The 23,251-nt window shown below is 45.4% G+C and carries 25 protein-coding genes; 20 read left to right on the top strand and 5 right to left on the bottom strand.

Translation table 11 applies throughout. The annotated features are described in order from the left end of the window. Positions 1 to 88 precede the first annotated feature (88 nt). The 18 genes from nrfD to ACYVAD_RS23990 all read left to right on the top strand — a co-directional run bounded on the left by nrfD (position 89) and on the right by ACYVAD_RS23990 (position 16,149). Positions 89 to 1,519, top strand: a complete 1,431-nt coding sequence (nrfD, locus tag ACYVAD_RS24075) for an NrfD/PsrC family molybdoenzyme membrane anchor subunit (protein WP_461142106.1) — start codon at positions 89 to 91, stop codon at positions 1,517 to 1,519. Between the two features lie 62 nt (positions 1,520 to 1,581). Continuing rightward, complete coding sequence (locus ACYVAD_RS24070) at positions 1,582 to 2,109, top strand: DUF3341 domain-containing protein (protein ID WP_461142105.1); 528 nt, start codon at positions 1,582 to 1,584, stop codon at positions 2,107 to 2,109. A gap of 13 nt (positions 2,110 to 2,122) precedes the next feature. Continuing rightward, on the top strand, positions 2,123 to 2,728 hold the full coding sequence (locus ACYVAD_RS24065; protein WP_461142104.1) for a c-type cytochrome: 606 nt from the start codon (positions 2,123 to 2,125) through the stop codon (positions 2,726 to 2,728). Positions 2,729 to 2,793: 65 nt separating this feature from the next. After that, positions 2,794 to 4,104, top strand: a complete 1,311-nt coding sequence (locus ACYVAD_RS24060; RefSeq protein ID WP_461142103.1) for a quinol:cytochrome C oxidoreductase — start codon at positions 2,794 to 2,796, stop codon at positions 4,102 to 4,104. 19 nt (positions 4,105 to 4,123) lie between these two features. Continuing rightward, positions 4,124 to 5,254: a cytochrome c oxidase subunit II gene (locus ACYVAD_RS24055; RefSeq protein ID WP_461142102.1), complete on the top strand. Its 1,131-nt coding sequence runs from the start codon at positions 4,124 to 4,126 to the stop codon at positions 5,252 to 5,254. 26 nt (positions 5,255 to 5,280) lie between these two features. Beyond that, positions 5,281 to 7,164 (top strand): cytochrome c oxidase subunit I, encoded by a 1,884-nt coding sequence (locus tag ACYVAD_RS24050; RefSeq protein WP_461142101.1) that lies wholly within the window; start codon positions 5,281 to 5,283, stop codon positions 7,162 to 7,164. Next, positions 7,139 to 8,155, top strand: a complete 1,017-nt coding sequence (locus ACYVAD_RS24045; RefSeq protein ID WP_461142100.1) for a COX15/CtaA family protein — start codon at positions 7,139 to 7,141, stop codon at positions 8,153 to 8,155. Before ACYVAD_RS24050 ends, ACYVAD_RS24045 begins: the two co-directional genes overlap by 26 nt. Before the next feature lies 1 nt (position 8,156). Beyond that, positions 8,157 to 9,035, top strand: a complete 879-nt coding sequence (cyoE, locus tag ACYVAD_RS24040) for a heme o synthase (RefSeq protein ID WP_461142099.1) — start codon at positions 8,157 to 8,159, stop codon at positions 9,033 to 9,035. A 2-nt stretch (positions 9,036 to 9,037) separates the two neighbouring features. Then, positions 9,038 to 9,631, top strand: coding sequence for a cytochrome c oxidase subunit 3 (locus ACYVAD_RS24035; RefSeq protein ID WP_461142330.1), 594 nt, complete (start codon positions 9,038 to 9,040; stop codon positions 9,629 to 9,631). A 15-nt stretch (positions 9,632 to 9,646) separates the two neighbouring features. Further along, a complete protein-coding gene (locus ACYVAD_RS24030; protein WP_461142098.1) occupies positions 9,647 to 10,438 on the top strand; it encodes a cytochrome c oxidase subunit 3 in 792 nt (263 codons plus the stop codon). A gap of 12 nt (positions 10,439 to 10,450) precedes the next feature. Next, positions 10,451 to 10,783: a cytochrome C oxidase subunit IV family protein gene (locus ACYVAD_RS24025; protein WP_461142097.1), complete on the top strand. Its 333-nt coding sequence runs from the start codon at positions 10,451 to 10,453 to the stop codon at positions 10,781 to 10,783. Between the two features lie 3 nt (positions 10,784 to 10,786). Then, positions 10,787 to 11,500, top strand: coding sequence for an SCO family protein (locus tag ACYVAD_RS24020; protein WP_461142096.1), 714 nt, complete (start codon positions 10,787 to 10,789; stop codon positions 11,498 to 11,500). A gap of 4 nt (positions 11,501 to 11,504) precedes the next feature. After that, positions 11,505 to 12,053 carry a DUF420 domain-containing protein gene (locus tag ACYVAD_RS24015; protein ID WP_461142095.1) on the top strand — a complete coding sequence of 183 codons (549 nt, stop codon included), beginning with the start codon at positions 11,505 to 11,507 and terminating at the stop codon, positions 12,051 to 12,053. A gap of 230 nt (positions 12,054 to 12,283) precedes the next feature. Further along, positions 12,284 to 12,661, top strand: a complete 378-nt coding sequence (locus tag ACYVAD_RS24010) for a DUF983 domain-containing protein (RefSeq protein WP_461142094.1) — start codon at positions 12,284 to 12,286, stop codon at positions 12,659 to 12,661. 122 nt (positions 12,662 to 12,783) lie between these two features. Beyond that, positions 12,784 to 13,374: an RNA polymerase sigma factor gene (locus ACYVAD_RS24005; RefSeq protein ID WP_461142093.1), complete on the top strand. Its 591-nt coding sequence runs from the start codon at positions 12,784 to 12,786 to the stop codon at positions 13,372 to 13,374. Continuing rightward, positions 13,343 to 14,215 carry a hypothetical protein gene (locus ACYVAD_RS24000; RefSeq protein ID WP_461142092.1) on the top strand — a complete coding sequence of 291 codons (873 nt, stop codon included), beginning with the start codon at positions 13,343 to 13,345 and terminating at the stop codon, positions 14,213 to 14,215. The genes ACYVAD_RS24005 and ACYVAD_RS24000 overlap by 32 nt, the downstream gene beginning before the upstream one ends. Next, positions 14,212 to 15,237: an outer membrane beta-barrel protein gene (locus ACYVAD_RS23995; protein WP_461142091.1), complete on the top strand. Its 1,026-nt coding sequence runs from the start codon at positions 14,212 to 14,214 to the stop codon at positions 15,235 to 15,237. Before ACYVAD_RS24000 ends, ACYVAD_RS23995 begins: the two co-directional genes overlap by 4 nt. Before the next feature lie 12 nt (positions 15,238 to 15,249). Beyond that, complete coding sequence (locus ACYVAD_RS23990; RefSeq protein WP_461142090.1) at positions 15,250 to 16,149, top strand: Rossmann-fold NAD(P)-binding domain-containing protein; 900 nt, start codon at positions 15,250 to 15,252, stop codon at positions 16,147 to 16,149. On the opposite strand, the gene ACYVAD_RS23985 is transcribed toward ACYVAD_RS23990, so the two are convergent. Next, entirely contained in the window at positions 16,138 to 17,283 is a 1,146-nt protein-coding gene (locus ACYVAD_RS23985) for a glycosyltransferase family protein (protein WP_461142089.1), read from the bottom strand. The genes ACYVAD_RS23990 and ACYVAD_RS23985 overlap by 12 nt on opposite strands. A gap of 24 nt (positions 17,284 to 17,307) precedes the next feature. Then, a complete protein-coding gene (locus ACYVAD_RS23980; RefSeq protein WP_461142088.1) occupies positions 17,308 to 18,105 on the bottom strand; it encodes a UDP-2,3-diacylglucosamine diphosphatase in 798 nt (265 codons plus the stop codon). Positions 18,106 to 18,216: 111 nt separating this feature from the next. Between ACYVAD_RS23980 and ACYVAD_RS23975 the strand changes: the two genes are divergently transcribed. After that, positions 18,217 to 18,849 carry an acetyltransferase gene (locus ACYVAD_RS23975; protein ID WP_461142087.1) on the top strand — a complete coding sequence of 211 codons (633 nt, stop codon included), beginning with the start codon at positions 18,217 to 18,219 and terminating at the stop codon, positions 18,847 to 18,849. A 57-nt stretch (positions 18,850 to 18,906) separates the two neighbouring features. Here ACYVAD_RS23975 and fcl read toward each other — a convergent pair whose 3' ends face one another. Continuing rightward, positions 18,907 to 19,848 (bottom strand): GDP-L-fucose synthase, encoded by a 942-nt coding sequence (fcl, locus tag ACYVAD_RS23970; protein ID WP_461142086.1) that lies wholly within the window; start codon positions 19,846 to 19,848, stop codon positions 18,907 to 18,909. Between the two features lie 287 nt (positions 19,849 to 20,135). Between fcl and ACYVAD_RS23965 the strand changes: the two genes are divergently transcribed. After that, positions 20,136 to 20,963 (top strand): toxin-antitoxin system YwqK family antitoxin, encoded by an 828-nt coding sequence (locus ACYVAD_RS23965; RefSeq protein WP_461142085.1) that lies wholly within the window; start codon positions 20,136 to 20,138, stop codon positions 20,961 to 20,963. A 3-nt stretch (positions 20,964 to 20,966) separates the two neighbouring features. Here the strand turns inward: ACYVAD_RS23965 and ACYVAD_RS23960 are convergent, their stop codons facing one another. Both ACYVAD_RS23960 and ACYVAD_RS23955 read right to left on the bottom strand, forming a co-directional pair. Beyond that, entirely contained in the window at positions 20,967 to 21,770 is an 804-nt protein-coding gene (locus ACYVAD_RS23960) for a tetratricopeptide repeat protein (protein WP_461142084.1), read from the bottom strand. A gap of 75 nt (positions 21,771 to 21,845) precedes the next feature. Beyond that, positions 21,846 to 23,246, bottom strand: a complete 1,401-nt coding sequence (locus ACYVAD_RS23955) for a DEAD/DEAH box helicase (RefSeq protein ID WP_461142083.1) — start codon at positions 23,244 to 23,246, stop codon at positions 21,846 to 21,848. Positions 23,247 to 23,251: the final 5 nt, after the last annotated feature.

Below are 23,251 nucleotides of genomic sequence, written 5' to 3'. Positions count from 1 at the left end.
TCAATAGAATGTGACAAACGCGTTACGCTCTGTAAATCGTAATCGCTTTGATCGTGTAACGTGAATCGAATAAAACTAAAGTAAGAATATGTCGCATGTAACATCAGCTGTAAGAACTCCCCTTGTCACCGGCGGTAAGACCTACGCCGACGTGACGGAGGATATTAGTAAGCAGGTGGAAGGAAGCCCCACTCGTGAGTGGACGATTGCTTTCTCTATTGCTGTTGTTGTGCTTATTTATGGTACTGCCTGCGTCTTCTGGACCTGGTGGGAAGGACTAGGCGTTTGGGGACTTAACAAAACTGTGGGTTGGGCCTGGGACATTACCAACTTCGTATGGTGGGTAGGTATTGGTCACGCCGGAACGCTGATCTCTGCTATTCTCCTTCTATTCCGCCAGAAATGGCGGACGGCTGTAAACCGGGCGGCTGAAGCTATGACAATCTTCGCCGTTATTTGTGCAGCTACGTTCATTCTAATGCACATGGGCCGTCCTTGGCTGGCTTATTGGGCGCTTCCATTACCAAATACGTTTGGTTCGTTATGGGTGAACTTCAAATCGCCACTGGTATGGGACGTATTTGCGATTAGCACGTATTTTACCGTTTCTCTTGTGTTCTGGTACATGGGTTTGCTGCCTGATTTGGCGACGATTCGTGACCGTGCCCGTAGCAAAGTCTCACGTTATATCTACGGTGCCTTCTCACTAGGTTGGAACGGTTCAGCCAAAACCTGGGCTCGCTATGAGTACATTAGCTTGATCCTGGCTGGTTTATCGACACCACTTGTACTTTCGGTACACACGATTGTGAGTATGGACTTTGCTACGTCGGTAATTCCTGGCTGGCACACCACTATTTTCCCTCCTTACTTCGTTGCTGGTGCTATCTTCTCCGGCTTTGCCATGGTGCAAAACCTGATGTTGATCATCCGGGTTGTATTCCGTCTGGAAGATTACATTACGCTTGAGCACATCGAATCGATGAACAAAGTCATTACCCTGACTGGATCAATCGTGGGGGTAGCTTACCTGACAGAGTTCTTCATTGCCTGGTATTCAGGTAACGAATTCGAGTCATACACATTCATCAACCGGGCTACCGGTCCTTACTGGTGGGCCTACTGGGCAATGATGACCTGTAACGTAATTTCACCGCAGCTATTCTGGTCGCGTACTATTCGCCGGAGTATTGTGTGGACGTTCGTGCTCTCTGTGGTCGTAAACATTGGTATGTGGTTCGAACGCTTTGTAATCATCGTATCATCACTCCACCGTGATTATCTGCCATCGAGCTGGGCAATGTTTCACCCAACGCTGTTTGACATCAGTGACTACATTTTCTCATTCGGTCTGTTCTTTACGTTGTTTCTGGCCTTCTCGAAGTTTCTGCCAGTTGTAAACATGGCTGAAGTTAAGACTGTCATTAAATCTTCATCCGAAAAACTGCCAGCTTCAGTGTCGGGTGTTGCAAAAGGGGAACGTGTTACGAACCCAACTTTCAACAAGGACGCAGAATAACCAATAAGCCTGGGGCTGAAAGGTTCCAGGCTTACATCTTAAAAACTGAATAAGTACTGAACATGTCAGACGCAAACGGTAAATTCTTAGTCGGTATCTACGATGATGACGACGTAGTGCTCGAAGCCGTTAAAAAAGTAAAGAAGGCGGGCGTTCGTATCCAGGAAGTGTATTCGCCTTTCCCTATTCACGGATTAGACGTTGCTCTCGGGCACCCACGTTCCCGGCTGGGTATTGCAGCCTTTCTATTCGGACTGACAGGAACGACAACAGCCTTATTACTGACTGCCTACACAGAAAGCTTTGACTGGCCAATGATTGTAGGTGGTAAAGATTCGTACTCGCCAGTAATTTATGTTCCAGTTATTTTTGAGCTAACAGTTCTGTTTAGCGCTCTGGGAATGGTTGGTACGTTTTTGATTTCAAATGGACTTGGGCCAACGACCAAACCATTAATGTACGATCTGCGGACAACTGATAACAAGTTTGCCATGGCCATTGATCTGAGCAAGAATGACATTCCTGAGGCAGACATCGAGCAGATTTTAAAAACTTCAGGAGCTGCGGAAGTAAACATTAAGCAGTTCTAATTTTCCAAAGGGCATGATCACGAACTATAAAGGTGTAGCGACACTGGCCATTGTCGGGTTACTTTTTACAGGAGTTGCCTGTAAGCGGGGCCACGATGATACGGGGCTTGAGTACGCACCACAGATGTATGACGCCATTGGTTACGAGCCATACCGTCAGGTTAGAGAAAACTCAATTAACCCACAAGGGCTGAACATGCGTCTGCCCGCTCCGGGTACAGTAGCACGGCCAAACTACACAACTAAGTTTGGTTCGGGCGATAGTGCTAAGACGGATTTGATGCTCTACAATATCCCGAAGGATAGTATCGAGATTGCTGAGCGAGTGTTAACTAATCCAATCCCAGAGAACGAAAAGAATCTGGCTGATGGTAAAGTACTCTACACACGTTATTGCTCACACTGCCATGGTGAAACTGGCAAAGGAGACGGTCCTGTAGGTAAAGAGTATAAAGGGGTTCCTAGTTACTCCGCTGATGCTTACAAGACAATGAATGATGGACACGTTTTCCACGTAATTACCAATGGCAAAGGACGTATGTGGCCACACGGTTCGCAAATTACGCCCGATGACCGGTGGAAGATTGTACAATACGTACATAAGTTACAGCAAGGATAATTAGTATCTTATAAATCCCATTTTGACAGGAGTTACAAGTTAAACTGGGAACAATAAACCAGAGAATGGCATCGGCTCACGCATTACCGTCACTAGACGAACAATTTGAATTTACTGACCAATCCAAGCGTCGGCTTTTTATTGGAATAGGCGCTGGTGTTGCTTTGGTTGCACTTGGCGCTTTTCTGTTAGCGTCGGGAGCCGGTGGTCATGACGCAGCCGCTCACGCTGCTCATGGTGCAGAAGCCCATGGCGGACACGAGGGGGCTCATGCATACAAATGGACAACCCGTATTTGGGCTAACTTATGGCTCAATGCCGTCTACTTTATAGGTGCTGCAGTTACTGGGATGTTTTTTATCTCATATAACTATCTGGCGCAAGCCGGTTGGTCATCTGCATTTAAGCGCGTACCGGAAGCAATGCCTGCTTACGTTCCAATAATGGGTGTTGTTCTTCTTGCTGTGTTTTTCATTGCAGGTCAAGATCTATTTCACTGGAAGAATCCGGCCTTGTATGATCCAACCAATCCAGAGTATGACCATATCATTGCTGGCAAGGCTGGTTTTTTAAATACGCCTTTCTACCTGATCCGATTGGTCGTGTACGTTGGGTCTTGGTACTTCCTGTGGATGAAAATCCGTGATTTTTCCCTGAAAGAAGATCTAGAAGGAGGAACAGAGTACTATGAGAAAAGTATCAAATACGGAACCGCATTCCTGGTTGTCTTTGCTGTTACGTCATCGACTTCTGCGTGGGACTTCGTCATGTCGATTGATACCCACTGGTTCAGTACCATGTTTGGTTGGTATACATTAGCAAGTTGGCACGTAACAGGTTTGGCTATTATTACGCTGACTGTCGTTAGTCTGAAAGAACGCGGTTATTTAAAGATAGTGAACGAAAGCCATCTGCATGATTTGGGCAAGTTCATGTTTGCCTTTAGTATCTTCTGGACCTATGTATGGTTCGCTCAGTTCATGCTGATTTATTACGCCAACTTGGCGGAAGAAACTGTCTATTACCGTGAGCGTTTTAGCGGTTATGGTGGTTTCTACAAAGCACCTTTTTTCATTAGCCTGTTCCTAAACTTTGTCTTTCCATTTCTTGTTCTGATGACAAGGGACGCAAAGCGGACTTACGTTTTCCTGAAGCTAGCTGCTTGGGGTATCATTGTTGGGCACTACTTTGATTTCTACACCAATATCATGCCTGGAACTGTGGGTGCTCATGGTGGCTTTGGTCCCGTAGAATTCGGTACGATTTTAATATTTGCATGTGGTTTTATCTGGACGCTTTCATCTCAGCTAAGCAAAGCCAATTTGATTCCCAAGAATCACCCCATGCTGGAGGAAACATTACATCACGATATCTAATTTATAATTCGCTTATAGCATGGTTTATATAATCGCTATATTATCGGTAATCTTCCTGGGGTTGGCTGCTATGGTCGTATCTCGGATGGCTGCGGTAGTTAAAAATGCAAGTGGCCCTGTTGAAGATGACCATATTGGCATGAGCAACAAGATCAATGGAGCATTATTTATGGTGTTTCTGGTGCTTGGTATCGTTGGTGCTACGTGGTCTTACTTACACTCGTCTCAGTACTTCCTACCAGAGGCTTCAACTGCACACGGTCGTCGTACAGATTTCCTGTTTTGGCTAACAATGGGAATCATTACGGTTGCTTTTGTTGTCACGAACACGCTTCTATTCACGTTTGCATGGAAGTATCAGTATAAGAAGGGACACAGAGCGGCTTATTATCCTGAGAACCACAAGTTAGAATTAATCTGGACAGTTATTCCGGCTGTTGTCATGGCAGTACTGGTGTTTTCAGGATGGCGGGCTTGGCGAGACATTATGTCTGAAGCCCCTGCTGATGCACAAGTTGTCGAGATCGTTGGTAAGCAGTTTAACTGGATTGTTCGTTACCCAGGAGTTGACGATAATAAGCTGGGAGCGTATAATTACAAGTTGATCAATAATAACAATGATGTAGGAATCGACTATACGGACGAAGCTTCTTTCGATGACTTTACATCGACGTCTGAACTGCACATTCCTGTTAATAAACCTGTGCTGCTCAAAATCCGTGCTCGTGATGTACTGCACAGCGTATTCATTCCTCACCTGCGCGTGAAGATGGATGCAGTTCCTGGAATGCCAACGCGTTTCTGGTTCATCGCAGATAAAACCACGGATGAAATGCGAAATATTACGGGCAATGCTAATTTCAAATATGAGATTGCTTGTACCGAAGTTTGCGGACGTGGTCACTTTTCAATGAAGATTAACGTTGTTGTAGAAGATGAAGCATCTTGGCAAGCATGGTGTAAAGAACAGAAGCCATTGTTGAATACGACACCGGAACTGGCAGATCGCATTCCAGCTTCATTGAAAGCTAAAGCCGCTAAATATTTACCAGCAGAAGGAGCAGAGCCTGCTCCAGCTCCGGCAGATAGTACAACGGCACGTGTACAGCCAACTGGTGGTGTTTCATTGGCAACAGCAACAATTCGGTAAATTTTAACTACTATCAACCAAATACTATGGCGACTGTAACAGGTAATTCGGCGACCGTAGCTCATCATATTGAGCACGACCACCATGAGCCGCAGAGTTTTTGGCGTACATACGTTTTCTCTGAAGACCACAAAATGATTGCGAAGCAGTACCTGATCACGGGTATCTTCTGGGCAGTTATTGGTATCAGTTTATCTGTGATGTTCCGCCTTCAATTGGGCTTCCCAAACATGAAGCTAGGGTTCCTACGGCCAATCTTGGGTGGTTGGATCGATACTAACGATAAGATAGATCCTGATTTTTATCTAGCGTTAGTCACTATGCATGGTACCATCATGGTATTTTTCGTGTTGACGGCTGGTTTAAGTGGTACGTTCTCTAACTTCCTGATTCCTTTACAGGTAGGAGCTCGTGACATGGCATCTGGTTTCTTGAACATGTTATCTTACTGGTTCTTCTTCATTGCCGGTGTGGTTATGTTCGCTTCGCTATTTATTGAGACTGGACCCGCTGCTGGAGGTTGGGTGGTTTATCCGCCGTTAAGCGCATTGCCACAAGCACATAAAGGTTCAGAGCTAGGTATGACTTTGTGGCTGAGTAGCATGGCCCTGTTCATCGTATCGCAGTTATTGGGTGGTATAAACTATATTACTACTGTTATCAATCTGCGAACACGGGGGATGTCATTCAGTAAATTGCCTCTTACCATATGGGCTTTTTTCCTGACAGCAATCTTGGGGTTGATATCATTTCCGGTTCTTTTGTCAGCAGCGCTACTTCTGATTTTTGACAGAAGCTTTGGCACGAGTTTTTATCTGTCTGAGATTTATATCAAAGGAGAAGCGCTGCCAAACGTAGGTGGTTCGCCAATTTTGTTCCAGCACTTATTCTGGTTCCTAGGGCATCCAGAGGTTTATATTGTATTGTTGCCTGCTCTAGGGTTGACATCTGAAATCATTGCTACAAACTCACGGAAACCAATCTTCGGCTACCGTGCTATGATTGCGTCAATGATTGGTATTGCATTCTTGGCGTTCATTGTGTGGGCTCACCACATGTTTGTGACGGGTATGAATCCTTTCTTGGGATCAGTATTCATGTTCTTAACGCTGATTATTGCTGTTCCTTCGGCAGTGAAAGCGTTCAATTATATTACGACTCTATGGCGTGGTAATATTCGGTTTACGCCGGCAATGCTGTTCTCAATTGGTTTAGTATCGTTCTTTATCTCGGGTGGTCTGACTGGTATCATTCTGGGTAATGCGGCACTCGATATTCAGTTACACGATACGTATTTTGTAGTTGCTCACTTTCACTTGGTGATGGGAGCCGCTTCGGCTTTTGGTCTTTTAGCAGGTGTTTATCATTGGTTCCCCAAAATGTTTGGACGGATGATGAATGAAAAACTAGGCTATGTCCATTTCTGGTTAACATTCATTGGTATCTACCTGGTGTTTTTCCCGATGCATTACATTGGTATTGCTGGTTTCCCTCGTCGATACTATGCATTCACCAGCTATGATTTCACAAAGAACATCTTCGCTGATATGAATGCTTTCATCAGCTTGGCGGCCATCTTCACATTTGGAGCTCAGTTCATCTTCCTAGTAAACTTCTTCTATAGTATTTTTAAAGGGAAGCGAGCTACGCAGAATCCATGGAAATCGAACACGTTGGAATGGACGGCACCTGTACAACCAGGACATGGTAACTGGCCTGGTGAAATTCCAGCTGTGTACCGTTGGCCTTATGACTATAGTAAACCCGGTGCTGTCGAAGATTTCATTCCTCAAAATGTGCCTTATTCCCAAACCCCTGAATCGAATCTGCCTCATGAGATGGAGATGATTGGGCTGGAAAAGGAAATTGAGGCTCAAAATCTGAATGACCAATTCAAACAACCTCACTAATTCTAAAAGACGGAGATTCCGGACTCTGGCTCTTCTGACAGTACTATGCATTTATCTAGTCGTTCTGGCTGGTGGTGTTGTCAGAGGAACAGGGTCCGGAATGGGCTGTCCAGACTGGCCAAAATGCTTTGGCCGTTGGATACCTCCAACGCATATATCTCAGCTACCAATTGACTATCAGGAGATTTATGGTGCGAAGCTAAAAGGAGAAGTTGAATTTAATGCCACAAAAACATGGATTGAGTATATCAATCGACTAATTGGAGCCTTTTCAGGCTTTATTGTTTTTGTGACTCTAATAGCTTCATTTTCATTTCTGAAAAGTGATAAGTCGATTGTTGTAGGAAGCTTTATAGCTTTTATTCTGATTGGACTGAATGGATGGTTAGGTGCCAAAGTTGTTTCGACGGAATTGGCTCAGTACATGGTTACAATTCATTTTTTGCTGGCCATCGTCGTTGTTTTTGCACTTCTATATGTTTTTGTTCGCGCTGACTCTGCCGCTAATACAGAATTGCCAAAGCAGCAGTATGCGGTACTAAGCCGCCTGTTACTAGTCACGTTGGCAGTTTCAATTAGTCAAGTAATATTGGGCACACAAGTACGGACAACCTTGGACCAAGTAGTTAGGCAGCTTGGATACGACCAGCGGATGAGCTGGATTGATAATTTAGACTGGCATTTTTACGTACACCGTTCTTTTTCAATACTAGTCCTAGCGTTGCACGTAATTGTGATTTATCGGTTGCGAAAGGCAACTCAAAACATAGTCATACGCAGCCTTTGTATTGCAATGATGGCGATTGTCATCATTGAGATAGCATCAGGAGTTATCATGGCTTATGGTGGTGTTCCAGCTGCCATGCAGCCAGTTCATTTGTTGCTGGCTGTGATTATGGTCGGTCTACAATACATGGCTTGGTTACGTGTTGATCCCCAAAGCAAACGCATTGAGAGCCAGCCAGAAACTGTTTCTTTCCAACGTTTATAGTATGCAGAGAATATTTGAGGTAAGTGAAGTTGGGGTAAAATTTAAAGCGTACGTTGAATTAATTAAGCTTAAGCTCACATTAGCGGTTGTCTTTTCGGGAGTATTCGGCTATTGCTTAGCAACTAATGAGGTTAGTTGGATCAAAATAGTTCTATTTGTAATTGCTTCTTTAGCGATAACAGGAGCCGCTAACACTGTTAATCAGATTTTCGAACGAGAGTCAGACAAGCTGATGAAACGAACTGCGGGGCGGCCGCTACCGACAGGGAGGCTAACTCCGCGAGAAGCATCAACGTTTGCCTTTCTGTTATTTAGCATAGCAACGTACATTTTTGCCGAAGCTTTTAACGTTCGAGCCGCAGCTATAGCTGTTCTGTCATTCCTTCTATACGGGTTTGTTTACACGCCTTTAAAGTCAAAAGGACAAATTGCTGTCTACGTTGGTGCGCTGCCAGGTGCTTTCCCGCCAATGATAGGTTGGGTTGCAGCAACAAACCATTATGGTTGGGAGCCTGGCATCCTATTCGCTATTCAATTCCTGTGGCAGTTTCCTCACTTTTGGGCTATCGGTTGGTTGGCCTTTGATGATTACCAGAGAGCAGGAATGCAGATGATGCCTGGTAAGGCGAAAAACCGCAAAACTGCTTTTCGAATGATGGTTTATACTGTCTTTCTAATCCCAATTTGCTGGTTGCCTTTTTTATTAGGAATTACAGGAGTTGTTTCAGCAATAGTAGCTACCGTTGGGGGAATCTTGTTTTTAGCCCAGACGTTCCATCTAATGAAGACCTGCACAGACAAAGCAGCTTTACAGATGATGTTTGGATCATTGTTATATCTGCCCGTCGTTCAGGTTGCTTACTTGTTAGATAAAATTTGATGATGGCAAACCAAATCGCTGACCCCGTTTCTTTTGTAGAAGAGCCAGAAGAAACTTTGTCAATGAATCCCCGCAAGTTCATCTTGTGGTTATTCATTGTTAGTATTATTATGCTTTTCGCTGCTATGACGAGTGCCTATTTGGTGCGTCGGGCAGAAGGTAACTGGTTGGAATATGATATTCCAGCGGTATTCACATACAGCTCTGTTGTACTGGTATTAAGCAGTATCACGATGCATTGGGCCTACCTAGCGGCAAAAAAAGATAACTTCGGCAGTTTGAAGATAGCGATATCTGTTACTTTTGCACTCGGCATGGCTTTCCTCTACATGCAATTTCAAGGTTGGGTAGAGCTAGTTAACCAAAATGTTTTCTTTGTTGGTAATCCCGCAGGTTCGTTCATGTACATCTTTACTGGATTACATGGGTTTCACCTGATTTCTGGATTGATTGTTCTGATTTTTGCATTAGTAGCAGCTTTTAGGGTTCGGATTCATGCTAAAAACCTGAATCAGATTGAGATAGCGACTGCGTACTGGCATTTTTTAGACATTTTGTGGTTGTATTTGTTTTTCTTTTTAGTCTACTTTCATTGATAATTTTTTAGACGCATGGCGGCTACTGCGACAACACACACTGTAGCAACTGATTCAACGTTCGACAAGAAAACCTGGATGGGTGGTGTCGAACCAATGAATGCCAGTTATGGCAAGTTGATGATGTGGTTCTTCCTGATCTCAGATACGTTCACCTTCTCAGCATTGCTGGTGACGTACGGGCTGATTCGTTACAGTTATCCTGCCTGGGATCCGGCAATTTATGGAGAAGTCTTCAAGTTCTCGAACTTGTATTGGCCTATTCCTGAAATGGTGTATAACGCAGTACCGTTTGTACACGGCGTTCATCTCCCGCTGATTTTCGTCGGTATCATGACGTTTATTCTCATCTTTAGTAGCGTAACGATGGTACTGGCTGTAGAAGCTGGTCACCGGATGGACCGCAAAGATGTTGAGAAGTATATGCTGTGGACCATCCTGGGTGGTTTTACGTTCTTAGGCAGCCAAGCATGGGAATGGAGTCACTTTATTCATGGAACCGAACAAGGTACTGTGATCACTGAACTGATTAATGGAGAGACAGTAAAGCGTACCATCTTCGGAGCTAATCTAGTCGAAAATCAGTATGGACCACCAGCCTTTGCTGATCTGTTTTTCTTTATCACCGGTTTCCACGGTACTCACGTTCTCAGTGGTGTTATCTTGAATATCCTGATTTTTTATCGGGCAGCAACGGGTTTGTACGCACGCCGTGGACACTATGAAATGGTTGAAAAAGTAGGTCTTTACTGGCACTTTGTCGATCTGGTTTGGGTATTCGTTTTCACCTTTTTCTACCTGGTTTAAGTTTATACAATCATGGCTGATCACGCACATCACGATCACGACGATCACGCTGGTACCGAAGTGGCTCCAGCAGAAACAGGGATGATCTGGCGGACATTCATTATTCTGTCAGTTATTACTGCATTCGAATTTACGTTAGCTTACGTTATGCCGGCTGGTACGTTACGTACCTCTATCTTCGTAGGAATGACGCTGGTCAAAGCGTTCTATATTGTTGGTGAATTCATGCACTTGAAGCATGAAGTCAAAAGCCTCATATGGGCCATTACGATTCCCGTCATCTTTGTTATCTGGTTACTTATTGCATTAATGACAGAAGGCGAGTCGATTTTTGAATTGAGGTAGCTTATGAGTAATACCAAGAAAGCCGGGATCCTGCTAGTTGTACTGCTGGTCCCGGCTTTGCTGTATCTATTCCTTCGATACGGTACGCAAAATCATTTTTCCCTTCCCCGTTATCTACCAAAGATAGATTCGACAAGAGGTGAGCCTTTAATAGGTATGGTCAAGCTTCCGGACGGGCGTGAAGTAGAAGACACGATTTATAATCATATACCACCCTTTAAACTGATTGATCAGGACAGTAACATTGTCGATCAGTCGATTGTGAAGGATAAAATATATGTAGCGGACTTCTTCTTTACGCGTTGCGGCACCATTTGTCCTAAAATTGCGTCGCAGTTAACCCGGGTTCAGGATGTATTCCGATCAAAAGATGACATTCGCTTTTTGTCGTTTAGTATCGATCCAGAACACGACCAGCCAGAGCAGCTAAAAGAATACGCTAACAAATACGAAGCGATTCCTGGCAAATGGTATTTTCTAACTGGAAGTAAAGCTGAAATATATGATCTGGGATTGCATGGCTTCTATTTGCCCGTTGTCGATGCTGGTGTAAAGGATGGTAAGCCGGACGAAACTTTTATTCACAGCGAAAAGTTGGTTTTAGTAGATAAGTCAGGTATTGTCAGGGGTTTCTATGACGGTACCGACAAGGAAGATGTAGATCGGTTGATTCTGGAAATCAGAATTCTTCTAGATATCTATAGCAAAGAGCAGTAAGTCTATGGAAACAATACAGCCCGTTCAAGAGCAAAAAGCTAATCGGGTAATTAACGTTCTGTCACTAGCCATTCCGATTGTTGTCGCACTGCTTCTAGGCATTCGTCAAAAAGTGGATTTAGGATCGTGGACGGATTTTTTACCTCATATTAACGGAGTTATAAACTCACTGACTGCTATCATGCTGTTAGTTGGTTTCTATTTTATTAAGCAGAAAAACGTAGCAGCCCACAAAGTCACTATGTTGATTGCGTTCGGGTTAGGTTCTGTTTTCCTGGTTAGTTACGTGTTGTATCATCTAACGCACGACTCAACTCCGTTCGGTGGGCAGGGCTGGATCAGACCAGTATACTACTTCTTACTGATCTCGCACATTGTCTTATCAGTTGTTGTTGTATGGTTTGTGCTGCGAGCGGTATACTTTGCGTTAACTAATCAGATAATAAAGCACAAACAAACGGTCAAATGGACCTTTCCTATTTGGTTGTACGTAAGCATAACCGGAGTGATCGTGTACTTATTGATTAAACCGTACTATTTACATTCGATATAGAGCTATGAGAAATCGATTTGTGTGGTTTGCTCTTTTTTTCTTTCTGATTTTGACGCCTGATTTGATGGCGCAATGTGCCATGTGCCGCGGAACAGTCGAAAGCACTGTGAGCAATGGACGTAGTGTAGTCGCATCGCAATTGAATCTAGGTATTCTTTACCTATTGGTAGTACCATACCTGCTGGTTATGTCAATCGGTTACTTATGGTATCGAAATAGTAAAAGCGAATATGGAAAGCGACTCGAAATTACTAGCCGCGTCAAAAGGGCTTTGTCCTAGATGCCATCAGGGGAAAGTTTTCGTTAAACCGTTTTACAACCTAAAGCGGTTTGACGAAATGTATGAGCATTGTCCGCACTGCGGACTGCGCTACGAAATTGAGCCAGGATACTTTATTGGCGCTATGTATATTAGTTACGCCATATCGGGTGGAGTAGCGCTGGTTATGGGATTCATGCTGTTTTATTTTGGTGGAGATCCTGACGGATGGGTTTACGCTGCTTCAGTAGCTCTTGTTATGGTGCTGATTGCTCCCATTAATTTTAGAATCTCACGAATCATCTGGCTATACTACGTAGCAGGAATCAAGTACGAAGAAGGGCTGTAAAGCCCTTTTTTTGTGCTCTGTTGGTGAGGAAAAGAGAAATCTAAAAAAGTATTTAAAATAATTTGATCCTCATGCAACCCAGCGACCCACTCTTTGCATCTTGCTGTTGAACTCGGATCGATATGCTACGAATTATACCTTTTTTCACGACGGAAACGCAATTGATTGCTGCGTTGAAACGGGGGGAAAGCCGTGCGCATAAGCTAGTGTATGAACGCTTCTCCGGGAAAATGCTGGCTGTCTGTACCCGTTATTGTACCAATCGAGATGACGCTGAAGAGGTCATGTTAGACGGTTTCATGCGGGTGTTTGAAAAGATAAGCCAGTTTCGGGAAGATGGCAGCTTTGAGGGGTGGATTCGGCGGATTATGGTGACAGAGTCGCTCATGTTTTTGCGTAAGAATAAGCAGTTACGCCAAGAAGTAGCTCTTGATGATACGTTAGTCGAACCTGATTATGATTGGGCAGATGCAGCACTAAATGAAAACGACCTACTTCGGCTTATTGGGCAACTGCCCGAAGGCTACCGTAGCATTTTCAACCTATATGCTATTGAGGGATATACCCATGCGGAGATAGCCGAATTGCTTGGTATATCGGAAGGGACATCAAAGTCTCAATTAAGCCGGGCTCGTACTTTACTACAAGCCAGCCTGAAAAAATTAGAACAGCAACAACACAATGAACGAACCTATCAAAAAACAGCCAGTTGACGAGCTTTTTGCCCGAAAGCTGACTAATCTGTCAATACAACCAGACGAGCGAGGATTTGCTCGTTTACAGGCACGCATGACCCAGCAGAAGCAACCTGAGAAAGTTGTTCTCTGGCGGACGCCTACGTTCCAGCGGTCTATTGCCGCAGCGGCCTGCATTGTGTTGGTAGCTACGTTGGGTTGGTATGCTCAGTCTACAAATCAGGAAAAACTTGCTGCCGTCAATACGCAAAAAACGATCGCTAGGCATACCCAACCAGTACGTCCTGTAGAACAAATAAAGAAAGAAGCTTCAGAAGCAATCGTGCGACAAACTGGGCCTAATGTGCATTTTGCGAATCCTATTCCTAAATCAAACCCAGAGGTTGCTGAACCTCTAATCTCTGAAGAACAAACCGTCGGAGCAGTGGCAATGACCAAGCCCAAAAACCGTAAAACGCAGGCTGGATCGACGAGAGAAAAGAACGTTTCAGGGCCTCGAGTAATAGAACGCAACAGCGAAGAGCAAGTAGCGTCTATAACTTCAGCACCCGTAAAAGACAACGTAACGCCTACGCCAGCTGCGAGTGCGCCACGAACGTTGGTAGTGACGATCGCTGAGCCCGACGTACTGGTAGCAGCCAAGCAAACGGCGCAGGAGGCTGACCAAAAAGTAGTAGCTGTCAATAAAAACACGAACGAAACGGGGGCAGGTAAACTCTGGCGGAAAATTCAACGGATAAGAACAGGTGAAACTGCTGTCGCTGGAACCTCTGTCGAAGACGATGAAAAAGGCCTTTTGGACCGTGCTTATGGCCAACTGAAACATAGCTTTCAAAAGAATAAACCCGCCAGACAATGAAACGAACTTTTAGCCTGATACTATTCGCCTTACTAAGTGTAACATCCATTCTCACTCAGGCTCGACCGAGCGCGGACTCCTTAGTTATTCAATTCGCGAATCGGACTCGAATGGTAATTTATGCGCCTGACAAAAACGGGATCAAAGCTTTGTCTGCCTACGATTTGAATAAAATCGTACGAGATATGGGCATGAAACTGGATACGCTACCTGACGGAAAGACCGCCGTTTCGGTCAACGAACAGGAAGGCGAGAAATATATCAAAGATACCGTTCTGGTGGTAACTCGTAGGAAGGGCGATATAAGCGTTGTGATTCGTAATTCGGAACAAACAGAGACGACCTCAGATAAGCACGAAAACGACTACAAAACAGCAACCTCAGAGCGTCGAAGAAGAAGACAGTCTGACCGACAGAAAATCAGCTTCGAAGGCCTTGGCATTGGCCTGACGAATTTTATCCAGCAGTCGAGCCTTCCGGCTTATCCTGAAGAAAGTTACAAATTACGTCCCATTGGCTCTCGCTATATCGCGCTGGCATTCGGTAGTATGCCGACCATCGTTGAGGGTAAACACGTATCACTGAAATTGTATTATGGGCTGGAAGTAGCCTGGAACAATTTCATGTTTGAAGAAGACGTGATCGCTGAGAAAACACCGACTGGAATTGCCTTTACGCCAGCAGGGCGAACGCTGGATAAGTCTAAACTTACGGTTTGTACATTGGGTATCCCTGTAGTTCCCCGACTAACTTTCTATAATGATAATGGTCGGAAGATAGGGCACTTTGGGCTGGGTATGTATGGAAACTACCGCTTAGACAGTTACCGGAAAATCAAAGAGGAAGACGGAGGCAAAGACCGTCGTCACTCTGATTTCGGGCTCAACGATTTGCGCTATGGCTTAATTGCGCATATTGGTATTCGACGTACTGGTTTCTTCGTTAAGTATGACCTAAGTCCACTATTTAAAGTAGGTCAGGGACCAGATGTGCGAGCAATCAGCTTTGGCCTGAGTTTATAAACCAGGAACAAATTGGCGCTTGGCCGGATTGATGTCTTTGCTACGTTTGCAGAGTCATTAATCTGGCCATTGTTTTTCTATATGTCTATACAACGTGTTTCGATAATTGGATGTGGTTGGCTGGGAATGCCACTGGCCGAGCGGTTGATCTCAGAAAACTACATAATCAAAGGCAGCACGACTACACAGGATAAACTTGCTGTAATGAAAGATAAAGGGATACAGCCATACATCCTTAAATTTGATCCTAAACCTGTCGGGGATCTTTCTGCCCTATTGGATACGGATGCGATCGTTATCCTTATACCGCCCAGAGCTGGAAAAATGGGTGACGATTTTTATCCGGAAGAAATCAAACAGCTTGCACAAGAAATTGAGAAAATATCGATTAAGCAGGTCGTTTTAGTTAGCTCTACTTCTGTTTATCCAGAAAATAATCAAGTTGCCGTCGAAGAGGATGTTGTAGAACCATCTCAATCGGCGGCACCGGCTATCGTCCAAGCAGAGAAGGCCATCTTGGCTCTTCAGCCAAACTGGGACGTAACGGTTGTACGTTTCGGCGGTCTTCTAGGGTATGATCGTATTCCAGGCAAGTATATAGCCGGTCGAACAGTAGATACAGGAGCCGTTCCCGTCAATTACATTCATCAGGACGATGCCGTGGGCGTTCTTCTAACGATTTTAAAGGAAAAGAGTACTGGCGTCTTTAATGCCGTTGCGCCAGAACATCCTCTTCGAAAAGACATCTATCAGAAAAGCTGCACCGAATTTGGTTATGAACAACCAACGTTCGTTGAACCAGAAATCCCAGTCCATTACAAAGTAATAAGCGCAGAAAAGCTGAAGAAGGCGACTGCCTATTCATTTCGTTACGCTGACCCTCTACAGTTCTTCTACCGATTAGGAGCGTAATAGTTGCCGCAAACGGGGCAGAAGAAAACCGTCGGAACGCTGACTCCCCGAAGTGGTAGCTCGGTTTATGGCGTTAAGAAACATAAAGTACCCCTGCTGTTGCCAGGCGCGGAATCGTTCACTGACGGATGGGTCGTGTTGAGGTAAATAATCCATGAACTGATCAAGATCGAAATGCGTAGCTGCTAAACCAACACCCACTCGTTGGCCGTCGATAGCGTTGCAGGCCTGCTCGTAGTGGTTGGGCTGCGGAATCATCAGGGCAGGTTTACCTAGATAAGCGGCTTCACAAACTGATTCAAAGCCAGCCGTTGTAACAATTGCTTTGCAGCGGCTCATAAAGTCAAGGAAACGCTTGCCGTCGATAGCGTGATACGTCAATGTTTCATCAATAACCTGATCCGGGCCGCTGGCACCAGCGTGGAAAGCGTTCATGGTTAAGTCCGGCCGCTCCTGGTGAGCTTTTTCTAACTCAGAGCGTAGACCGGGTTGCGTTACGTAAGCCAGAATAAAGTCCTCGTCTACAGGCTTCAGATCCGCGACTTCCCGCCGTAGCAGGGGGGGGACTACTCGAAGACGGCGTTGGGGAGCGTCAGGCTGTTTGTCGAATGAGAGTGCTAATAACTCTGTGGCCCCAAAGCAGGTCAGCAGTGTATTGAGCTTAAACGCCTGCCGATACATCCATTGCCCTTTGGGACATTGAAAATTAGGATGAAAAGCCAGATATTGATGAGCAATACAAATCATTGGAACTGACGGCTTGAGAAGTGCATACGTCATTCCGCCCAGCATCTCGTAGAAATTGATGACAATGTCCGGCCGTTTGTCTTCAATAATGTCTCGAACTTGTTTCAAACTCTTCCAGAACGGACGTAACGAACGGATAGCATGAATCGTCGTCTTAGTTGGTTCAAGCGCATTGGTGCCCGTATTATACACCAGACCTGGGCTGAATATCGGCGTAATAGGCGCAGGAAAAGCTTCTTTGAAAAATGCTGGAACGTCGCGCTGAGGGGTAACACCCACTATAGCGCCTACTACAGCGTGGCCCGCCGTTTTAAGAATTTGTAGCATCGACAGCGCTTGGGTCAGATGACCACGGCCTTCTCCCTGAACCAAAAAAAGAACACGCATGTGTAAAGTGAGTTTAAGAAAGGTTTATGCTGCTCTGGCGGTTGACTTAAAAGGAGTCTCTTCATCGTCCTCCGACAAGTCAGAGGTGTAGTAAAAAAGGCTCCAGTTACCTTCATGATCTTCGACCAATGCGCTTAATGATTCGACCCAGTCCCCGGAGTTCATGTAAATGATACCATCAAACTCATGAATGGCCGGCTGGTGAATATGCCCGCAGATAACACCGTCGCAGTGCCGGGCTTTAGCTAGTTCGGTAAGCTTCTGCTCGTAGTCGGAGATGTAGTTTACGGCCTGCTTAATGCGGCTCTTGATTCGTTGCGATAACGAATAGTAGGGCAGCCCGCGCCAGGACCGGTACTGATTGTAAAATTTGTTAGTCCATAGCAGGAACGTATAGCCTAGGTCGCCTAGATAAGCCAGCCACTTCATCTGCGACGTAATCGAGTCGAAAACATCTCCGTGAGTAATATAGAATCGTTTTGTTCCAGAGGAAAGCGTGTAGTCTTTCCGGATCGAAAAGTTCTTACCGACTTTGAGCGGCATCACCTGATCCAGGAAATCGTCATGGTTACCGCGCAGGTACACTACTTTTGTGTCGTAGTGAACGATTTGCTTTAAAACCGTTTTAAAAAATGCGGTGTGTTTCTTTTTCCAGGTGCCATACTGCTTCAACTGCCAGCCATCAATGATGTCACCATTGAGAATAAGTTTCTGGCAGGAGTAATTGCGTAAAAAATCGGTAGCCTCCTTGGCTTTCGACCCGGTAGTGCCGAGGTGGATGTCAGAAAGCACAATCGTTCGGAATTGCGTACTTGATTTCATAGACGAAACTACCAACCGTCGATGAACTGGTCGTTACTGAAATGTTACCAAATTGGTATTATTATGCCTCTAGTAAGAGGTTAGTTTACATTGACTTAATAAGCAGACTATATGGAAAATCCAGTGTTGATTTTTGGGGCAGGTAGCGTTGGATTAACGGCCTTAGACTTGTTTCAGCGAAACGGAGTAATTGTCTACGGATTACTGGACGATAAGAAGGAGCTACACGGTAAGGAGTTCGGCGATGTATCTGTTCTCGGCGAAACCGATGATGATGGCTTTCTGAAACTGATCGGTCAGAAATGTGAAGCCTTCGTGGCTATCAGTGATACCCGTGTTCGGAAGCGGTTAGTGAAAATGCTGAACGACCGCCGGAAGGTGCAGCCTGTTAACGCAATTCACGATAAAGCTATAGTGTCAACGCTGGCAACGCTTGGTCATGGCAATCTTATCTCGGCTAACGTAGTTGTGAACCCTTATGCCTTAATCGGCCAGCACTGCTTATTGCAGAGCAATGTATTGATCGACACTCAGGCTAAGCTAGGCGATTATGTCCATGTGGGTGCCGGAAGTATTATCAATAGCAACGTAGTACTCGAAGAGGGTGCTTTTGTAGGGACAGGCGTAACAATTGTGTCCGGCGTGACAATCGGTAAAAACGCCCGTGTTGGGGCAGGTTCGGTAGTAATTGAAGATGTTGACGCAAATGCTACGGTCTTCGGCAATCCCGCCAAAGTGCTGTAAAAACTAAAAGTCCCTGCCGGTATCGGCAGGGACTTTTTATAAATAAAAAGTAAAAGACTATTCTACGTACAAGACTTCATTGGCTAAGAAGTCCTGGTAGGTTTTTTCCAGTCCTTCCCGAAGTTCGGTCTTGTGCTTCCAACCTAGTTCGTGGATACGAGATACGTCCATTAGTTTGCGAGGGGTACCATCGGGTTTTGATGTATCCCAACGTAGCTCGCCTTCGAATCCAACAACGTCTTTCACGGCTTCAGCCAGTTCGCGAATCGTTACGTCCTCGCCAGTACCGACGTTTACGAACAACTCATCGTTATACCCATTCATAAGGAACACGCAGGCGTCAGCTAGATCATCGGCGTGTAGGAATTCCCGCCGGGGAGAACCGGTACCCCATACTTCGACCGATGGCTGGTTATTGATTTTCGCTTCGTGAAATTTGCGGATCAGCGCAGGTAATACGTGTGAACCTTGTAGATCGTAATTATCGTTTGGACCATACAAGTTCGTTGGCATAGCGGAAATATAGTTGCAGCCATACTGACTCCGGTACGCTTCACATAGCTTAATACCTGCTATTTTAGCAATAGCATAAGGTTCATTAGTTGACTCCAGCAGGCCTGTCAACAAGTAGTCTTCCTTAAGTGGCTGGGGCGCCATTTTAGGATAGATACAAGATGAACCTAGAAATAGGAGTTTTTTTACTCCAGCTTTGTATGAACTCTGGATAATGTTAGCCTCGATGACCAAGTTGTCATACAGGAATTCGGCACGATAGATGTTATTAGCCAGAATGCCGCCCACTTTTGCTGCTGCCAAGAAGACGTACTCAGGTTTCTCTTCTTCAAAGAAATCTGCGACAGCTTCCTGATTGCGAAGGTCCAGCTCAGAGGAAGTGCGCATGATCAGGTTAGTGTAGCCATCTGCTTGTAATTTGCGGACGATCGCTGAACCAACCATTCCGCGGTGTCCAGCAATATAAATTCGAGCCTGTTTTTCCATAAATAGTTGGCAACCAACAAGACGCCAGACAACCCGGCGGACGGACTAAATAATAATAGCAATTGGTAAAGCGTTGCAAAAGTAACAAACTTCAGGCACCAATTTAGCGGCCCATTATGTTTGATCTTCTCATAAAACAGTCTCTCTTTCTTATTTTATTAACCGGGGTCGGGGTATCAAGTAGCTGGGCGCAGGTAACTCAACCTTCGGCTTTGACAACAGCTTCGACACCAGTGCTAGCTCCATCTGGTTCACCTGCTTCTCCTTTCTCGTCGTTGCCTTCATCCATGACGACACTAGGCCTTCCCTCGCCGGATAAATTAAAGGAGCAAAAGGATGCTTATATCAGTAACCTGATGCCTGATCTGGGTCTAAAAATCAAGCAGATTAAGAAGACAAAAGATAAAAAGAAAAAAATATCAAAGAATGACTACGAAGGGCTAGCCATGATCAAAGCTTATACTAAGCTAGGAAGTGGTGACCGGACCGTTGTTGAAGAGTTTTACGTGCTAAAGGACAATGATGCTGTTAAACCGCTCACCTATGTGCGGGAGGTATTTCGATATTATCCTAAGGATCGCCGGGTGACGAGTTCAATTGTACGTGATGGATCAACGGGGTTGTTGTTACACGGACCCTATAAACGGTACCAGAATGGAGAGTTGATCGAAGAAGGATACTACTACGCTGGGATGAAAGACGGACGCTGGGAACGCTATGACTCAAAATTCTCATTGCTGGACAAAACTTTCTGGCATCGGGGGCTACCCGCCGAAGCGAAAGTAACCTACTACGATTCAAGCCATCGTAAGGTGAAAGAAATCATCCCTATGGAATTTGGAAAGGTGAAAGGCACGTACATGGCTTTTCACGAGAATGGCTTACTAGCCGAGGAGGGTAAATACGATAACGGCGTAAAAATAGGCCGCTGGACGGAGTTTTATCCAATCAATCCAAGTGGCCGCCGGATGCGCCATAAATTGACTCAGCACGCTGGTGACCAATGGGATAAAGATTTTGAGAGCTACGTAATAACAGAGTGGGACGAGAAAGGCAAAGTTATTTACGAGCATGCCAAGGAAAAGGTCGTCGAAGCAGAAGAGACAGAAAACTAGTAGCTACTTAAACACACCCTGTGGGTCGGGTAGCTTAGCTAATAGATCGTTCAGATAAGTCAGATCGAGCTGAGAGAGATCGATCTCCCGGGCATGGTGAAAATGCTCCCAGGCTTTTGAATAGTCAGCGCGCAGAAAGCTGATCAGCGATAGTTTCTGATAAACCGTTGCGTTGGGCTTGATGGAAAGTGCCTGGCTCAGATGATTCTGAGCGTCGTTTAGTATGGATGGTTGCTGTTTCTGCTGATAATGCTTAATTTCTACCGTTGCCAAATCCGTTAGCAAGACAAGATTATTATCAGCAACAGCAAGGCCTTTTTTAAGTATTCTTATAGCGTCGATCAACTGGTCTTTCTGATAACAGATAACCCCTAGACCCCAGTACGCGTCTACATTTTTATCATCGAGTAGCCACGACAAATTAAACCGGTAAGCGGCCGTGTCCAGCTGACCGTCGGTTATGTAATCCCAGCCCCGCGTAGAGAAAAACGAACTGGCTTCGGTACGACTCGCAAAATTGCGATCACAGTCATTCAGAAAATGAATTTCCTGGTCTATTTGTTGGGCTGTTTTAGCGCGCTCACCAAACAACGGTAGAATGTTGAGAGACTCCTGAGTTACGTTGATCGCATCGGTAGCCGTGGTACCAGCATCATTGGTAAACGCGTCGTCACTGGGTCGAACGGGCTTTGATTGACGGACAGTATCGCCTGAACGCGCCGACGTAATAAGCGGTCTGGTTTGTGCCGCCGATATAAGGGGCAAAACCGCTAAGCTCCACTGCATCAGATTCATTCGAACACGCATAGTCATTACTACACACCACAGGTATATGTTCCGGTAGAACGAACGGGGAATCTAAATTAGTACGTTCTGGCAAAATTACCGCCTTCCGCCCCGAGATCCTGAGCGCTTCGATGCCCCAGAGCCTGAACCAGATTTAGAGCGAGTGTTGGCCGGTGGTCGTGCACTCGCCTTGCGGGCAATGGAGGCTGTCTTGGCTTTTATTTTTGCTTTACCAGCAGCTGTGTTTTTCTCTTTTTTCTCGTGGAAAGCCCCCAGGAATTCTGGATTTTCTTTCCGACGCTGCTCGTCAATCTCACGCAGCATAGCCTGCTGTTCGTCGAAGGGAGTTTCCGTAACAAAGACCTCGTCTGGCATTGGCTGACGGGGAATCGGCATCTTGATAATCTTTTCGATTTTCTGAATGTGATAGTTCTCCGCCGGTGTCATAAACGTAATAGCCTCACCGGTATGATTGGCTCGACCGGTGCGACCAATACGGTGAACATAGTCTTCATAAATAAGCGGCACATCAAAATTTACGACGTGGCTAACCTGTGCTACATCAATACCGCGGGCAACTACATCGGTAGCAACGAGTACTTTAATGTTGCCTTCTTTGAAGGCGTCCATCGAGTTGATCCGCGTGTTCTGGCCTTTGTTGGCATGAATGACTCGGACATTATCTCCCTCAATTACTTTTCTGGACAAAAACTTATAAATATTCTCCGCGTGGTCCTTAGTACGAGCAAAGATGATAACCCGTTGAAAGGTATCCTTATTGATGAGGTGATTTAGCAAATTGATCTTCGTCCGGAAGTTGGGTACTTCGTACAGGATTTGATCGACCATTTTAGCCGTTGATGCCTGGGGGGTTACTTCCACCTTGATTGGCGCTTCCAGAAACTCCGACGAGAGTCGCTCAACCCGTGCGCCAAACGTAGCAGAAAACAGCAGGTTTTGACGCTTCGTCGGAATGACTTCCAGAATAGATCGGATTTGCGGCATGAAACCCATATCCATCATCTTGTCGGCTTCGTCCAACACCATCGTCCGAATATCCTTCGTTACCAGCTCGCCCATGCGGTACAGATCCATAAACCGACCGGGCGTTGCTACCAGCAGGTCCACCCCTTTCTGCAAGGTTTCAATCTGGGTTTTGGGACCAAGCCCACCATAAACGGCCAGGTGGCGCAGATCGGTGTATTTAGCTAACTCTTTGACGGATTCGTTGATCTGAATAGCCAGCTCACGGGTTGGCGCTAAAATAAGCGCTCGGGGATTTTTACCCTGCGCATATTTGATTTTCATTAGGATCGGCAACAGGTAAGCAGCGGTTTTACCCGTTCCGGTCTGCGCAATACCCAGTACGTCGTGATTGCCTAAACTCAGCGGAATGGTTTTCTGCTGAATGGGAGTAGGCTCGGTGTAACCTGCGTCGGCAACGGCATTAAGAAGTTGTCGATTTAGTTCGAATTGCTCGAAAGAAGTAATATCCATAAAAT

It is taken from the genome of Spirosoma pomorum (assembly GCF_054776615.1).
This window is presented reverse-complemented; position numbering and strand designations above follow the sequence as displayed.

What these genes read in the sequence shown, in the direction of transcription:
- nrfD (WP_461142106.1), top strand. Translation starts at nt 89, where the DNA reads ATGTCGCATGTAACATCAGCTGTAAGAACTCCCCTTGTCACCGGCGGT.
- ACYVAD_RS24070 (WP_461142105.1), top strand. Translation starts at nt 1,582, where the DNA reads ATGTCAGACGCAAACGGTAAATTCTTAGTCGGTATCTACGATGATGAC.
- ACYVAD_RS24065 (WP_461142104.1), top strand. Translation starts at nt 2,123, where the DNA reads ATGATCACGAACTATAAAGGTGTAGCGACACTGGCCATTGTCGGGTTA.
- ACYVAD_RS24060 (WP_461142103.1), top strand. Translation starts at nt 2,794, where the DNA reads ATGGCATCGGCTCACGCATTACCGTCACTAGACGAACAATTTGAATTT.
- ACYVAD_RS24055 (WP_461142102.1), top strand. Translation starts at nt 4,124, where the DNA reads ATGGTTTATATAATCGCTATATTATCGGTAATCTTCCTGGGGTTGGCT.
- ACYVAD_RS24050 (WP_461142101.1), top strand. Translation starts at nt 5,281, where the DNA reads ATGGCGACTGTAACAGGTAATTCGGCGACCGTAGCTCATCATATTGAG.
- ACYVAD_RS24045 (WP_461142100.1), top strand. Translation starts at nt 7,139, where the DNA reads ATGACCAATTCAAACAACCTCACTAATTCTAAAAGACGGAGATTCCGG.
- cyoE (WP_461142099.1), top strand. Translation starts at nt 8,157, where the DNA reads ATGCAGAGAATATTTGAGGTAAGTGAAGTTGGGGTAAAATTTAAAGCG.
- ACYVAD_RS24035 (WP_461142330.1), top strand. Translation starts at nt 9,038, where the DNA reads ATGGCAAACCAAATCGCTGACCCCGTTTCTTTTGTAGAAGAGCCAGAA.
- ACYVAD_RS24030 (WP_461142098.1), top strand. Translation starts at nt 9,647, where the DNA reads ATGGCGGCTACTGCGACAACACACACTGTAGCAACTGATTCAACGTTC.
- ACYVAD_RS24025 (WP_461142097.1), top strand. Translation starts at nt 10,451, where the DNA reads ATGGCTGATCACGCACATCACGATCACGACGATCACGCTGGTACCGAA.
- ACYVAD_RS24020 (WP_461142096.1), top strand. Translation starts at nt 10,787, where the DNA reads ATGAGTAATACCAAGAAAGCCGGGATCCTGCTAGTTGTACTGCTGGTC.
- ACYVAD_RS24015 (WP_461142095.1), top strand. Translation starts at nt 11,505, where the DNA reads ATGGAAACAATACAGCCCGTTCAAGAGCAAAAAGCTAATCGGGTAATT.
- ACYVAD_RS24010 (WP_461142094.1), top strand. Translation starts at nt 12,284, where the DNA reads ATGGAAAGCGACTCGAAATTACTAGCCGCGTCAAAAGGGCTTTGTCCT.
- ACYVAD_RS24005 (WP_461142093.1), top strand. Translation starts at nt 12,784, where the DNA reads ATGCTACGAATTATACCTTTTTTCACGACGGAAACGCAATTGATTGCT.
- ACYVAD_RS24000 (WP_461142092.1), top strand. Translation starts at nt 13,343, where the DNA reads ATGAACGAACCTATCAAAAAACAGCCAGTTGACGAGCTTTTTGCCCGA.
- ACYVAD_RS23995 (WP_461142091.1), top strand. Translation starts at nt 14,212, where the DNA reads ATGAAACGAACTTTTAGCCTGATACTATTCGCCTTACTAAGTGTAACA.
- ACYVAD_RS23985 (WP_461142089.1), bottom strand. Translation starts at nt 17,283, where the DNA reads ATGCGTGTTCTTTTTTTGGTTCAGGGAGAAGGCCGTGGTCATCTGACC.
- ACYVAD_RS23980 (WP_461142088.1), bottom strand. Translation starts at nt 18,105, where the DNA reads ATGAAATCAAGTACGCAATTCCGAACGATTGTGCTTTCTGACATCCAC.
- ACYVAD_RS23975 (WP_461142087.1), top strand. Translation starts at nt 18,217, where the DNA reads ATGGAAAATCCAGTGTTGATTTTTGGGGCAGGTAGCGTTGGATTAACG.
- fcl (WP_461142086.1), bottom strand. Translation starts at nt 19,848, where the DNA reads ATGGAAAAACAGGCTCGAATTTATATTGCTGGACACCGCGGAATGGTT.
- ACYVAD_RS23965 (WP_461142085.1), top strand. Translation starts at nt 20,136, where the DNA reads ATGACGACACTAGGCCTTCCCTCGCCGGATAAATTAAAGGAGCAAAAG.
- ACYVAD_RS23960 (WP_461142084.1), bottom strand. Translation starts at nt 21,770, where the DNA reads ATGCGTGTTCGAATGAATCTGATGCAGTGGAGCTTAGCGGTTTTGCCC.
- ACYVAD_RS23955 (WP_461142083.1), bottom strand. Translation starts at nt 23,246, where the DNA reads ATGGATATTACTTCTTTCGAGCAATTCGAACTAAATCGACAACTTCTT.